The 13,587-nt window shown below is 58.2% G+C and carries 14 protein-coding genes; 10 read left to right on the top strand and 4 right to left on the bottom strand.

What is annotated here, in order from left to right; all coding sequences use genetic code 11:
- Nucleotides 1-2: 2 nt before the first annotated feature.
- A complete protein-coding gene (locus FBY12_RS21205) occupies nt 3-2,039 on the bottom strand; it encodes an ATP-binding protein (RefSeq protein WP_145255613.1) in 2,037 nt (678 codons plus the stop codon).
- 45 nt (nt 2,040-2,084) lie between these two features.
- Nucleotides 2,085-3,002, bottom strand: coding sequence for a putative 2-dehydropantoate 2-reductase (locus tag FBY12_RS21200; protein WP_145255611.1), 918 nt, complete (start codon nt 3,000-3,002; stop codon nt 2,085-2,087).
- Nucleotides 3,003-3,152: 150 nt separating this feature from the next.
- Between FBY12_RS21200 and FBY12_RS21195 the strand changes: the two genes are divergently transcribed.
- Nucleotides 3,153-3,638 carry a YajQ family cyclic di-GMP-binding protein gene (locus FBY12_RS21195; protein WP_008029244.1) on the top strand — a complete coding sequence of 162 codons (486 nt, stop codon included), beginning with the start codon at nt 3,153-3,155 and terminating at the stop codon, nt 3,636-3,638.
- A gap of 140 nt (nt 3,639-3,778) precedes the next feature.
- Complete coding sequence (locus FBY12_RS21190) at nt 3,779-4,621, top strand: mechanosensitive ion channel family protein (protein ID WP_121731263.1); 843 nt, start codon at nt 3,779-3,781, stop codon at nt 4,619-4,621.
- 233 nt (nt 4,622-4,854) lie between these two features.
- Here FBY12_RS21190 and FBY12_RS21185 read toward each other — a convergent pair whose 3' ends face one another.
- A complete protein-coding gene (locus FBY12_RS21185; RefSeq protein ID WP_145255608.1) occupies nt 4,855-6,180 on the bottom strand; it encodes an OprD family porin in 1,326 nt (441 codons plus the stop codon).
- Between the two features lie 872 nt (nt 6,181-7,052).
- On the opposite strand from FBY12_RS21185, the gene FBY12_RS21180 reads away from it, so the two are divergent.
- Both FBY12_RS21180 and FBY12_RS21175 read left to right on the top strand, forming a co-directional pair.
- A complete protein-coding gene (locus FBY12_RS21180) occupies nt 7,053-7,490 on the top strand; it encodes an HIT domain-containing protein (protein WP_145255605.1) in 438 nt (145 codons plus the stop codon).
- A gap of 3 nt (nt 7,491-7,493) precedes the next feature.
- Entirely contained in the window at nt 7,494-7,700 is a 207-nt protein-coding gene (locus tag FBY12_RS21175; protein WP_092278793.1) for a SlyX family protein, read from the top strand.
- Between the two features lie 86 nt (nt 7,701-7,786).
- Here the strand turns inward: FBY12_RS21175 and FBY12_RS28035 are convergent, their stop codons facing one another.
- On the bottom strand, nt 7,787-8,389 hold the full coding sequence (locus FBY12_RS28035; RefSeq protein WP_092278795.1) for a cold-shock protein: 603 nt from the start codon (nt 8,387-8,389) through the stop codon (nt 7,787-7,789).
- Nucleotides 8,390-8,699: 310 nt separating this feature from the next.
- Between FBY12_RS28035 and FBY12_RS21165 the strand changes: the two genes are divergently transcribed.
- The 6 genes from FBY12_RS21165 (at nt 8,700) to ruvC (ending at nt 13,569) form a co-directional block, all read left to right on the top strand.
- Nucleotides 8,700-9,170 (top strand): Dps family protein, encoded by a 471-nt coding sequence (locus tag FBY12_RS21165; protein WP_054045005.1) that lies wholly within the window; start codon nt 8,700-8,702, stop codon nt 9,168-9,170.
- A gap of 268 nt (nt 9,171-9,438) precedes the next feature.
- Nucleotides 9,439-9,753 carry a ribbon-helix-helix domain-containing protein gene (locus FBY12_RS21160; protein WP_092278799.1) on the top strand — a complete coding sequence of 105 codons (315 nt, stop codon included), beginning with the start codon at nt 9,439-9,441 and terminating at the stop codon, nt 9,751-9,753.
- A 151-nt stretch (nt 9,754-9,904) separates the two neighbouring features.
- Complete coding sequence (locus tag FBY12_RS21155; protein WP_010457489.1) at nt 9,905-10,126, top strand: FmdB family zinc ribbon protein; 222 nt, start codon at nt 9,905-9,907, stop codon at nt 10,124-10,126.
- A gap of 106 nt (nt 10,127-10,232) precedes the next feature.
- A complete protein-coding gene (gene aspS / locus FBY12_RS21150) occupies nt 10,233-12,008 on the top strand; it encodes an aspartate--tRNA ligase (RefSeq protein WP_101208007.1) in 1,776 nt (591 codons plus the stop codon).
- 132 nt (nt 12,009-12,140) lie between these two features.
- Nucleotides 12,141-12,887: a YebC/PmpR family DNA-binding transcriptional regulator gene (locus FBY12_RS21145; protein ID WP_092278803.1), complete on the top strand. Its 747-nt coding sequence runs from the start codon at nt 12,141-12,143 to the stop codon at nt 12,885-12,887.
- A 157-nt stretch (nt 12,888-13,044) separates the two neighbouring features.
- Nucleotides 13,045-13,569 carry a crossover junction endodeoxyribonuclease RuvC gene (ruvC, locus tag FBY12_RS21140; protein WP_054044997.1) on the top strand — a complete coding sequence of 175 codons (525 nt, stop codon included), beginning with the start codon at nt 13,045-13,047 and terminating at the stop codon, nt 13,567-13,569.
- Nucleotides 13,570-13,587: the final 18 nt, after the last annotated feature.

Below are 13,587 nucleotides of genomic sequence, written 5' to 3'. Positions count from 1 at the left end.
GGTTACCTCGGTAGCTGATTGAGTTCTTGAGAGACCAGCGGCGTGCCCGCCAACGGCAGGCGCAAAGTGAAACAAGTGCCCTGGCCGAGGGTCGATTGCACTTCCATCTGACCCTTGTGGTTGTTGGTGATGATGAAATACGAAACGGACAAACCGAGGCCGGTGCCCTGGCCGATTTCCTTGGTGGTGAAAAACGGCTCGAACGTGCGTTTGCGCACGTTTTCGCTCATGCCGATGCCGTTGTCCTCGACCTGAATCTCGGCCCACGGCGGATTGAGTCTGGTCCGCAGAATGATCCGCCCCGGCTCGCTGTCGTCTTCACGCTGGTGAATCGCCTGCGCGGCGTTTTTCAGCAGATTGAGCAGCACTTGTTCCAGTTCGTTGGCGGTGCCCGGTACCGGGCCGAGCGCGGGGTCGAACTGGCGAATGATTGCCTGGCCCTTGAAGTCGAAACCGATCGCCAGATCGAAGTCGTTACCGGCGATTTCCACGGCTTGATCGATCAGCGCCGGCAAGTCACACGGGGCCATTTGCCGCGTACTGCGACGGCTGAAACTGAGCATGTGCGTGACGATCTTCGCCGCCCGCGCGCCGGCCTGCTGGATGCCATCGAGCAACTGCGGGACTTCCCGCGCTTGCAGGTATTGATTGACGGTTTCCAGCTCAATGCCGACCTGTTCCGCTTGTTCGAGGTTTTTCGGCAGCTCCGGCGACAGGCGTCGGCGGATGTTCTGCACGTTGTGCAGGATCGCGCCCAGCGGGTTATTGATTTCGTGGGCCATGCCGGCAGCGAGGCCACCGACCGAAAGCATTTTTTCCGATTGCACCATCATTTCTTCCAGCGACAGGCGCTGGGTGATGTCATCAATGCGGATCACCACGCCGCGCCCGGCGCCGCCCATCAGCGGATAGAACGTCAGCGCGTAATGCTTGGCTTCATCGTCCTTGACCCAGGTCACGCGCTCGATTTTCGCCACGGTGTGCTGTTCGACGGTTTGCTTGAGTTGCGGCAAAAACGGCTTGAGCGGTTCGAATGCGAGGAAGATCGGCTGGTTCAGCGCTTCGTCCAGACGCGTGCCGGACAGGGCGCTGGCCTCCTGATTCCACTGCGTGACGTAGAGCTGCTCATCGAGGGCGATCAGCGCCGAAGGCATCGAGTCGATGATGCTGTTGAGGTAGTTCTGGAAACCGGTGAGTTTCTTCTCGATCTTGCTCCGCACCTGCACTTCCAGTTCCAGTTTGCGGTTGGTGTGGCGGGTTTCTTCCGCCAGACCTTGTGCCTGATCGTAAGCCTCTTGCGACTCATCGCGGGCGCGCTTGAGCTGCTGCTCGCGCGCTTCGATCCGCGACAGCATGGTGTTGAACGCCTCGGCGAGGCTGCCGATTTCGTCGTGGTTGCCGCGAGAGGCGCGCAGCGCATAGTTCTCTTCGCGGGTGACCTGGCGCGAGAGCTCTTCGAGTTGATGAATCGGCCGGGTGATCAGGCGTTTGATCTGCCGCGCAATCACCAGCCACAGCAGCACACTGAAGATCAGGATGCCGAGGCTCGCGGTCAGGGTGCCGGTGTAGAACGCCGTCGGCAGTTCGCTGCTGGCCACCAACAGCAAATGCCCCGGTTGAGTGCCGGGGCGGGGCAGGGTGATGATCTGGTTGCTGCGAAATTCCGTGGATTGCCAGGCTTCGATGTGTTGATAGCGCGCCGGCAACTTGAGTTTGTTGCCGTGCTGCAACTGCGCGAGACGCTCGCCGTTACCGTCGTACAGCGCTGCGGCGCGCAACGGTGAATAACTGTTGAGTTCCTTGAGCAGGCGGTCGGCGCTTTGCGGCGACTGCAAGGCTTCGGACACCAGACTCGGATTCGACACCAGCCGGCCGATGGTCTGTAGGGCCTGCGGCGCCATGCTTTCCTGGGAAATGTAATAGGCGGCGCTGATAAACGTCAGGTTGGCGACCAGCAGTACGGTGATCAAGAGCACCAGCAAAGCGGCCAGCAATTTCTGGCCGACGGGAAGGTTTTCGAGGCGCTGGCGCAATGGCATCAGGTTCGTCGCTGAAAGGGAACAAGTCGCCAGCGTAGCCGCTGCTCAGTCGCTGGGCAATCCAAGGCTGTGCAGATGCGTGACCAGGCGCTGCTGCAACTGATTGAGGTGCGGCAGGTTCAACTGATGCCGCGCCGCGACTTTGCACGCATGGCCCAACAGATAGCTGATTTCAGTGCGGCGCTGATGGGCGACGTCCTGATACATCGATGAGTAATTGGCGGCGGTGGCCTGGATCACTCGTTCGACTTCCTGCTGCAAGTCCTCGGCAGCAGCGGGCTGACCGCAGCGGTCAAGCAGCTCGGTCAGCTCGACGCAGAGCGTGGCGACTTCGCAATGATGGTCCTGCAAACCGCCGTTGCGGCAACCGTGCAGCACCGTCAGCGGATTGATCGCGCAATTGAGCGCCAGTTTGCGCCACAGCCGCGTGAGGATTTCGGTGCTCCATTCGTGGGGAATGCCGGCGGCGTTCAGATCGTCCAGCCAGATCGGCGCCACCGGATGCCCGGCATCGCCGAGCCAGGTGTAACCGTGGCCGGCGAACACCACGCGCCAATCGCCATCGCGAAACGCGCCTTCGGTGCTCGACGCGCTGATGCAGCGCGCTTGCGGGGCGCGCGCCGCCACGGCGTCCTGACTGCCGAGGCCGTTCTGCAACAGAATCAGTTCGGCGCCCGGCGTCAGACGCGGCGCCAGTTGCGCCACGGCGTGTTCGGCGTCGTAGGCTTTGCAGGCGACCAGCAAGCGGCTGATCGGCGCGTCGCTGTCAGGTGTTTCAGCGGGCACGGCGTAGGTGCTCGCGCTGCCGTGCTCGACCAGGGTCAAGCCGCCGGCCGCGTGATATGCGTTTAAACGATTTTCGTCCCGCACAATCAAACGCACCGCAACACCCGCGCGCGCCAGGCGGGTGGCCCATAACGTGCCGAGGCTGCCGGCGCCGAGAATATGCCAGGTGGTCGACATCAGCTTTTTGCTCGGTTTGAGGCACGCATGAGAGGCTCGCAGTATCGGTTGGAAAAGACCCGTTATAATGAGCCCGATTTTAACCGCAAGCCAAGCGCGCTCCATCGTGATCGAGCGCGCCTTTTTTTACCGGATTATTGGAGAAATTACATGCCGTCGTTCGACGTGGTATCCGAACTGGACAAACACGAAGTCACCAACGCGGTCGAGAACGCCGTCAAGGAACTCGATCGTCGTTATGACCTGAAAGGCAAAGGCACTTTCGAGTTCAAGGAAAAGGAGCTGACCGTCAATCTGACCGCCGAGGCCGACTTCCAGCTCGAAGCGATGATCGAAATCCTCAAGCTGGCCCTGGTCAAGCGCAAGATCGACGTGCAGTGCCTTGAGGTCAAGGATGCTTATGCGTCGGGCAAGTTGATGAAGCAGGAAGCCGTGCTCAAGGAAGGCATCGACAAGGAGCTGGCGAAGAAAATCGTCGCTCACGTCAAGGACGCCAAGCTCAAGGTCCAGGCCGCCATTCAGGGCGAGCAAGTGCGGATCACCGGCAAGAAGCGCGACGATTTGCAGGAAGCCATCGCGGCCCTGCGCGCCAAGACGTTCGACATGCCGCTGCAGTTCAACAACTTCCGCGACTGACCCTCGCAACACACAATCCTGTTGCAGTGAGCCTGCTCACGATGAGGTCGTGGCATTCAACGTCTGTGTTGAATGGCTCGCCGCCATCGCGAGCAAACCCGCTGCCATCGCAGGATTGTGCTGAAACCCGGAGAAAGTAGATGGATTTGAATACTGAAGTGGACCATTTGGTGAAGGCCTCGCAGGCCTGGATCCCGATGATTATGGAATACGGCAGCCGTGTGCTGCTGGCGGTGATTACCCTGGCGATCGGCTGGTGGCTGATCAACAAAGTCACGCAAAAACTCGGCGGCCTGCTGGCCCTGCGTAACGCCGACCTGGCGCTGCAAGGTTTTATCAGCAGCCTGGCCAACATCATTCTCAAAGTGCTGCTGATAGTCAGCGTCGCATCGATGATCGGCGTCGAGACCACCTCGTTCGTTGCCGCCATCGGTGCCGCAGGTCTGGCGATCGGCCTGGCATTGCAGGGCAGCCTGGCGAACTTCGCGGGCGGCGTGCTGATTCTGTTGTTCCGGCCGTTCCGCATCGGTGACTGGATCGAAGCCCAAGGCGTGTCCGGCACGGTCGACAGCATTCAGATCTTCCACACAGTGCTGCGCACCGGCGACAACAAAACCATCATCGTGCCAAACGGCAATCTGTCGAACGGCATCATCACCAATACCAACCGTCAGCCAACCCGCAAAGTTGTGTTCGATGTCGGCGTGGACTACGAAGCGGACTTGCAGAAAGCCCGTCAAGTGCTGCTCGACCTGGCCAAGGATGAGCGCGTGATGACTGACCCGGCACCGCAAGCCGTTATCTCGACGTTGGGTGACAGTTCAATCACTGTTTCGCTGCGTGTGTGGGTGAAGACTGCGGATTACTGGGACGTGATGTTCATGTTCAACGAACAGGCGCGTGATCGTTTGAAAGCTGCCGACATCGATATTCCGTTTCCGCAGCGCGTTATTCGCGTGGTTCAGGAAGCACCGGTGCAGTAAGTTTTTTATTGGCCGGTCAGTCAACTTAAACGCAAGCCCAAGAGTCGGTGAGACTCTTGGGCTTTTTAATGCCTGCAGGTCGGTAAAGATAGCTGGCTAATGTTTATTAGTTGAAGTTAGTTAGCTTGCTTTCGAAGTTGCGTTGTAACGCGCATAAAAAAACCGCCCACCTGAAACAGGTGAGCGGTTTCTGTCAGAGCAAAGCTCTACAGTACGACCGGTTTACATCCTGATTACAGGATGGTCAGCGGGTACTCAATGATCAGACGGGTGTCGTAGTTGTCAGACGAGTAGCCGCTGTACGCGCCGTTCGAGCGGTAGTTGGCGAAACGCAGACGCATCGACAGGTCTTTTGCCGGACCGTCCTGGAATACGTACTTGGACTCCAGGTTCCACTCGTTTTCCTTGCCTTCACCCAGACCGTTGGTCTTGATGTTGTCACCCATTACGTAACGGGTCATGAAGCTCAGGCCAGGAACGCCGTAAGTTTTCATGTTCAGGTCGTAGCGAGCCTGCCAGGAACGCTCGTCGCGGCCCACGAAGTCGGAGATCTGAATGGAGTTGGCTACGAAGATCGTGCCGTTACCGTCAACGCCGTAGTAGTAACCGTTGTCACCGCTGGAGCGCTGGTGAGCGACGGTGAACTTGTGTGCGCCGAGGCTGTAAGCAGCTGCCAGGGACCACAGTTTGTTGTCTACGCCGGTGGTGCCGTCGCCGATTGCGTCGACCAGGTCGCCGCGCTTCTCGCCTTTGGTGTTGTACCCGTTGAAGTCGAAGTTCAGCGACTGATCTTCGTTGATCGGCAGGGTGTAGTTCAGGTTGATGTACTGCTTCTTGAAGTAGTCATCAGCGTCGGAAGCCGCTACTGCACCGGTGAAGTTATCGGTGAAGGCGTAGCTGGCGCCGAAGATATTGATGTTGGTCAGGCCTTTGCCGCCAAAACCGTTTTCATCGGAGAGACCGCCGATGCTGTCACGACCCATGCCGGTTTGCTTGCTCAGGGAGGTGAAGCGACCTGCGCTCAGTTCCAGGTTCTTGATCTCTTTGGAAGTGATCAGAGTACCGGTCGCGACTTCTGGCAGCAGACGGCTGTCATCGGTAGCAAATACTGGGCTGGCAACGAATTGCTGGCCGTATTTCAAAGTAGTGTCGGAGAGGCGGAACTTCACTGCTGCGCCGGACTTGGACTGAGTCTTTTCCGGGTTGCCATCGCTGTCGTTAGCGAACAGGCCGTTACCACGATGACCCGAACCACCGTCCAGTTTCGCCGAACCCATTACCATTGCATCCAGGCCTACGCCGACGGTGCCTTGGGTGAAGCCGGATTCGTAAGTGATCAGCTCGCTGATACCGGTGTCTTGACGATAGCCAGCAGTACCGGAAGACGAGTTACCTGCACCGTTCTTGAAATCACGGTTCATGTACTGGATACGGGTCTTGGCTTTCAGACTTTGGTCTTCGATAAAGCCTTTGGCCTCGTCCTGGGAGGACGCGATTGCGAACTGCGAGGTGCCTGCTGAAACAGCCAGTGCGATTATGCTCCACTTCATCACGCGCATCGTGATTTGCTCCTTTGGTTTTTAGAAGAGTACTGCCGTCCCACCTGTTTTATTATCTGGGCGGCTCTTTCTTTTTGTGTCGGCGCAAACTTATATCACGCCGACAATGTTGGCGATACTTGCTCATCTAACCTTTCAGCTTCTTTACGACCCTGTCGCAAACAGCTGTGTAGATGTCGCAAATTTACAACCTCGACGCAAGCGGACAAACAACTTCAGCGCTGTTTTTCAAAGCTTTGGCGTCGCTAAAAAGAGTCCCTGGCGAAACGTCTGAAACTCCATCGGGCAACCCTGCCGCTGTTTTTTTTATTTGCCTGAGCGCTGCCACTTCCAGTGGACGCTTTGAGGCGATATGGGGGTGAATGCAACAAGCGTGCTCAAACCCGGATTCTGTCGCTGTTTTTTTCGAATTTGTGCGGGTCGCTGCAAAAACCTCATAAAACCGGGGGTTTCAAGTGCGTTTTGTTTGCGCTTGACGCCATCCGTGTCCTGGTGTTGCCGCACCCTGAAAAATGCGCGACCACAAAAAACGTTACCGGTTCACCCCTGAAGTGAGTAATCGGCGGATCCCCGACCGCCTCAGCGTAGACGCGATGTGCGGTTTTGGTGCAGAAAATTTCAATCACTGTGTCGAATTCATACAGCTTGGCCACAGGCGCGAGGTGGGCGGGTGAGCGTTTGCCAGTTACTTCGGCTGTTTTTGCCGAGCGTCTGGTTCTGTAATGGTGCGTTCGCCGCAAAAATGTCTCATGGCGGGGCGCGGGTTCCGGCGGCAGGGCATTCGCGGGTATGCTGCCGTCCTGTCGCTTGGCGCGCGGCCTCGGAGTCGGGGCGCTAAGCTGAAACTGATGAACCAGGCGGGAGTGCGCGCAGTGTTCGCTTTAGATCCACAACTTCAACAAGACACTTTACCCATCGGTGATTTCCCGCTCTGCCGGCTGCTGCTGTGCAACGACGCGAATTACCCGTGGTTCATTCTGGTGCCGCGCCGCGAAGATATCAGCGAGTTGTTTCAGTTGGATGTCGATGATCAGCAGCAGCTCTGGCAGGAAACCAACGCTTTGGCAGAGATGCTCAAGGACCTGTTCGACGCCGACAAAATGAATGTCGCGACACTGGGCAACGTGGTCAGCCAACTGCACATGCACGTGATTGTGCGCACGCGCGACGATGCCGCGTGGCCGGCGCCGGTCTGGGGCAAGCACCCGGCCAAGCCGTACAGCGCCGAGCAGGTCGCAACGATTCGCGAGCGACTGCGCTCGGTGCTTGCCGATCAAATCACCTGGTCGGCACCTGAAGGGAGCGTTTAAGCGATGAACCTCGAAGAGCGTGTCAACGATCTGGAGAGCCGCTTGGCGTTTCAGGACGACACCATTCAGTCATTGAACGATGTGCTGGTGGCGCAGCAGCGCGTGGTCGAACGCCTGCAACTGCAAATGTCGGCGTTACTGCGCCGTCAGGAAGAAATGGCCGGGCAGTTCGAGTCCTCCGAAGAAGAGGCACCACCGCCGCACTATTAATAAGCCAAGGGTCAAGTCGGCAAAAACGCCGGGCAATAAAAAACCGCGAACAGCCAGGCTGTTCGCGGTTTTTTTATCGCTTGGGATCAGCGACGGGGCAGTGCGGCGATCACGTCTTCGGCTTGCAGGCCTTTGTCGCGGTTCATCACCGAAAACTCCACGCGCTGGCCTTCGACCAGAACGCGGTGGCCTTCGCCACGGATGGCGCGAAAGTGCACGAAAATATCATCGCCCGAATCGCGCGAGATAAAACCGAAGCCTTTGGAGGTGTTGAACCACTTGACGGTGCCGGTATCGCGGTTGCTCATGTCATAGCTTGGCGAGGAGGCGGCCGGTGACGATTTGTAGAAGCTGATGGCCAAGTGCAGGAACACGGCGACCAGGGTAACAACAAGGCTGAACAGCACCGCAGGTTGACCGGCAATAACCGGCATCGGCGCGATCAGCGTCAGGGTTTGCAGCACCACAGCCAGGACCAGCAGAGCGCTGACGAGGTTTTGCAGTTGGTGGCGAGGACCTTTGTTCCAGTAAGGGATAACCGGCGCGAGGGTCAGGTTGAGCAGGCCGAAAAAGGCCAGGTAAAGTGCATCGGGTTGTTGCAGGTAAGGTACGGCTTCGGATTGCAGGCTAGGGATGAAGGACAGCAGCAAAGCTGCTGCGCCCATTAGCAGGTGGACGATTTTCAACATTTTGATTGACTCACGTTAAGACGGATCACTAGGAAGAGCTGACAAAGTACGGTTCGCTTCAGAACAATAAGAGGCGCTGGACACGTACCCGCTATCAGCCTATGCGCCGGCCCCCGGAAAAATAAGGGACTGACGACACGCTGCCTATTTAACAGCAAAGCCTGCGGCTACTCAAATCAGGCGGTCGGGCGGCGCCCCGTGGGCGATTTGTCGCAGGCAGGGCAATTATCCGGGGCTGCATGGTGTGGACAGCCTTGCTACAGTGGTCCGGCACTTGTCGGATGAATTTCATCACCTTTTGGGGATAAACATGGCAATCGATATCGGTATCAGTGAAGAGGACCGCAAGTCCATCGTCGACGGGCTGTCACGTCTGCTGTCGGACACTTACGTGTTGTACCTGAAAACCCACAACTTCCACTGGAACGTCACGGGGCCGATGTTTCGGACCCTGCACCTGATGTTCGAAGAGCAATACAACGAGCTGGCACTGGCCGTCGATTCGATCGCCGAGCGTATTCGTGCACTGGGCTTTCCGGCGCCTGGCGCCTATTCGGTGTACGCGCGGCTTTCTTCTATTAAAGAAGAAGAGGGTGTGCCGAGCGCCGAAGACATGATCAAGCAACTGGTCGACGGGCAAGAGGCGGTCACCCGCACCGCGCGCGGGATCTTCCCGCTGCTGGACAAAGTCAGTGACGAGCCAACGGCCGACCTGCTGACCCAGCGTATGCAAGTCCACGAAAAAACCGCGTGGATGCTCCGTTCGCTGCTCGATCAATAAGTGTGAAGGTGCGCGGATGACGCCAGCGGCGTTGTTCGTGCACCGCTGCTTTCGTAGGCGGAATCTCTATTTAACTGCGGAAAATCGCCGCGCTGCTGTAGGAAACTGTCCGGCCTAGGACGGTGTCCAGGATCCTCCCTCATTTGTTGGCTTATCCTACGTCGATGGTCATAAAGTCATCTGGCTATAACTTTGCGCGTGCGTTTTTATAAGGATTCAGGAGAACTGATCTGATGAAAACCACAGATGGCAAAGGAGTGTCAGCGCTATGGTTTATGGACAAAGTGAGCGCGAATGGAGGTTTGTCGCGCAACCGGCGATAAAGATTGACCCGTTTGTCAGTGAATTTGATATGGGCTTGGCCCGGCCGTTATCGCGGTCGGTGCGCTTGAACGGTTTTGCGACCTGCCTGCGGCTCGAGCAGGTCTATTGGGACATCCTCGGCGAAATGGCCACGCTCAACGGCTGCTCGGTGAGTACCTTGTTGTCGCACGTGGACCGCGAGGTGCATTTGCGTCACGGCGGGGTGAAGAATTTCACTGGGCTGGTGCGTGTGGTCTGCGTTGTCCACAGTCTGAAGTGAGGCGTGGATAAGCCGGTTCGAGGTTGAAACGGTCGCGGTGTCGGTCTGTGCAGTCTTACGGCTGCACAGGCTGCATTTAATCGATATAATCCCGCTCTTTGCCGCAAAACCCTGCGTTTGCGGTAGCAATCTGATCACCGAGACAACCCCCATGCCGATGTACGACTATCAATGTGCTTCCTGTGGTCATCAGTTGGAAGCCATTCAAAAGATCAGCGCAGCACCGCTGGTCGACTGCCCTGCGTGCCAGGCACCAGAGCTGAAGAAGATGCTGTCCATGCCGGGTTTTCGCCTCAGCGGCACCGGTTGGTACGAAACCGACTTCAAGACCGGTTCGAAGAAAAACCTGGCCGGCGGCGACAAGGCTGACTAGGTTTGCAACCTGTTGAATGACACGCGTGAGCTCTTGCATCATCTGGCAACTGCCGTGAGCACGACCTCCAACCGAATTTCGAATTACGAGAAGTGAAACCACTACCATGATGCGCAGCCATTATTGCGGCCAACTGAACGAAGCCCTGGAAGGCCAGGAAATTACCCTTTGCGGATGGGTTCACCGTCGCCGTGACCACGGTGGGGTGATTTTCCTCGATATCCGTGATCGTGACGGTCTGGCCCAAGTGGTGTTCGACCCGGACCGCGCTGAGACTTTCGCCGCCGCCGACCGCGTGCGCAGCGAGTACGTAGTCAAAGTCACCGGCAAGGTGCGCTTGCGTCCAGCCGGTGCCACCAACGCCAACATGGCATCGGGCATGATCGAAGTGCTGGGCTACGAACTGGAAGTGCTGAACGAAGCGGAAACCCCGCCGTTCCCGCTCAACGAGTTCTCCGACGTTGGCGAAGAAACCCGCCTGCGTTACCGCTTCCTCGACCTGCGTCGCCCGGAAATGCTCGAGAAGCTGCGTCTGCGTTCGCGCATGACCACCAGCATCCGTCGCTTCCTCGACGAAAACGGCTTCCTCGACGTCGAGACGCCGATCCTGACTCGCGCAACTCCGGAAGGCGCTCGCGATTACCTGGTGCCGAGCCGCACCCACGCCGGTTCGTTCTTTGCGTTGCCGCAATCGCCACAGCTGTTCAAGCAATTGCTGATGGTCGCCGGCTTCGACCGCTACTACCAGATCGCCAAGTGCTTCCGTGACGAAGACCTGCGCGCCGACCGTCAGCCGGAATTCACCCAGATCGACATCGAGACCAGTTTCCTCGATGAAAAAGAGATCATGGCCATCACCGAAAAAATGATCCGCAACCTGTTCAAGGAAGTGCTGGATCTGGAATTCGGTGAATTCCCGCACATGACCTTCGAAGAAGCCATGCGCCGTTACGGCTCCGACAAGCCAGACCTGCGTAACCCGCTGGAACTGGTAGACGTTGCCGACCAGCTCAAAGAAGTCGATTTCAAAGTCTTCAGCGGCCCGGCCAACGATCCGAAGTGCCGGATTGCCGCACTGCGCGTTCCAGGCGCTGCGAGCATGCCGCGCAAGCAAATCGACGATTACACCAAGTTCGTCGGCATCTACGGTGCCAAGGGCCTGGCGTACATCAAGGTCAACGAGCGCGCCAAAGGCGTCGAAGGCCTGCAGTCGCCGATCGTCAAGAACATTCCTGAAGCCAACCTCAATGTGATCCTCGATCGCGTTGGCGCGGTCGACGGCGACATCGTGTTCTTCGGTGCCGACAAAGCCAAGATCGTCAGCGAGGCCCTGGGCGCGCTGCGGATCAAGGTCGGCAACGACTTGAACCTGCTGACCTGCAAGTGGGCGCCGATGTGGGTTGTCGACTTCCCGATGTTCGAAGAGAACGACGACGGCAGCTTCACTGCGTTGCACCACCCGTTCACTGCACCGAAGTGCACGCCGCAGGAACTGGAAGCCAACCCGGCGACCGCACTGTCCCGCGCCTACGACATGGTTCTGAACGGCACCGAGCTGGGTGGCGGTTCGATCCGTATCCACCGAAAGGAAATGCAGCAGACCGTGTTCCGTCTGTTGGGTATCAACGAAGCGGAACAGGAAGAGAAATTCGGCTTCCTGCTCGACGCCCTGAAATACGGCGCGCCGCCGCACGGTGGCCTGGCATTCGGTCTCGACCGTCTGGTGATGCTGATGACCGGCGCGCAGTCGATCCGTGAAGTGATCGCGTTCCCGAAAACCCAGAGCGCGGCTGACGTCATGACTCAGGCACCGGGTGCTGTAGACGCCAAGGCTTTGCGCGAATTGCACATTCGTTTGCGCGAAACGCCTAAAGCCGAATAAGGCTGGCTGAGTAAGGCTGACCCTGAAGGCGCATCCTCATGGGATGCGCCTTTTCTTCAGGTCGAGATTTTTTCTTGCTGGCCGGCGCTGATGCGCGGCGGGCAATGTTTCAAAGAAAATTCGGAGTGAGTTATGGCGGGTCATTCGAAGTGGGCGAACATCAAGCACCGCAAAGAACGTCAGGATGCCAAGAAGGGCAAGATTTTCACCAAGTGGATTCGTGAACTGACGGTCGCGGCCCGTCAGGGTGGCGGCGATCCGGGCTCCAATCCGCGTCTGCGTCTGGCGCTGGATAAAGCCCTCGGCGCCAACATGAGCCGCGACATCATTGATCGCGCGGTCGCGCGCGGTGCCGGCGCTGCCGATACCGACGACATGGTCGAACTGACCTACGAAGGTTACGGCCCGGGCGGCGTGGCAGTGATGGTCGAATGCATGACCGACAACCGCAATCGCACCGCAGCGGCCGTGCGCCATGCGTTCAGCAAGTGTGGCGGCAACCTTGGCACCGACGGCTCGGTGGCTTATCTGTTCGAACGCAAAGGGCAGATTTCCTTCGCGCCGGGCATCGATGAAGACGCGCTGATGGAAGCCGCGATGGAAGCCGACGCCGACGACGTGGTCACCCACGAAGACGGCTCGATTGAAGTGTTCACCTCGTTTGCCGGTTTCTATTCGGTGCGTAACGCGCTGGAAGCCGCAGGATTCAAAGGTGACGACGCAGAAATCGTGATGCTGCCGACCACCAGTGCCGAACTGGATCTGGAAGGCGCGGAGAAAGTGCTCAAGCTGATCGACATGCTTGAAGACCTGGATGACGTGCAGAACGTTTATTCCAACGCCGATATCCCGGAATCGGTTGCCGCGCAACTGGGTTGAGGGCGAGTAAGATCCCCCTGTGGGAGCGAGCCTGCTCGCGAGCGCGGATTTCAGGCAGCATCGTTGCTGAATGTGAAACCGCGTTCGCGAGCAGGCTCGCTCCCACATTTGTTATTCGTGTATTGAATACCGTGCTTTTACTGAACCCGCAGGCGTTATGACTTTAATCCTTGGTATCGACCCCGGTTCGCGCATTACCGGTTACGGCGTGGTACGCGATACCGGGCGCGGCTGCGTGTATGTGGCGTCGGGGTGTATTCGCACCGGCTCCGGCGAGCTGCATGAGCGTCTGCAAATCGTCTATCGCGGCGTGCGCGAAGTGATCCAGACCTACGGCCCGACAACCATGGGCATCGAAAAAGTCTTCATGGCGCGCAACGCCGACTCCGCGCTGAAACTCGGTCAGGCGCGCGGCGCGGCAATCGTTGCTGGCGCCGAAGAAAGCCTGGAAATCGCCGAGTACACCGCCACTCAGGTCAAGCAAGCGGTCACCGGCACCGGCGCGGCGAATAAAGAGCAGGTGCAAATGATGGTCATGCACATGCTCAAACTCACCAGCAAACCGCAAATCGATGCTTCGGATGCCCTCGCGATCGCGATTTGTCACGCGCACACCCGTTCCAGTCTGCTGCCGCATGGTCTCGGGACTGCACGCAGTCGTGGCGGGCGCCTGCGTCTCTGATAGCATCAGCAATCATTT

The organism is Pseudomonas sp. SJZ131, from assembly GCF_007828705.1.
GTDB classification, from domain to species: Bacteria; Pseudomonadota; Gammaproteobacteria; order Pseudomonadales; family Pseudomonadaceae; genus Aquipseudomonas; species Aquipseudomonas prosekii.
Note: the sequence above shows the minus strand (reverse complement) of the source record. Positions and strands in the feature narration are given on the sequence as shown.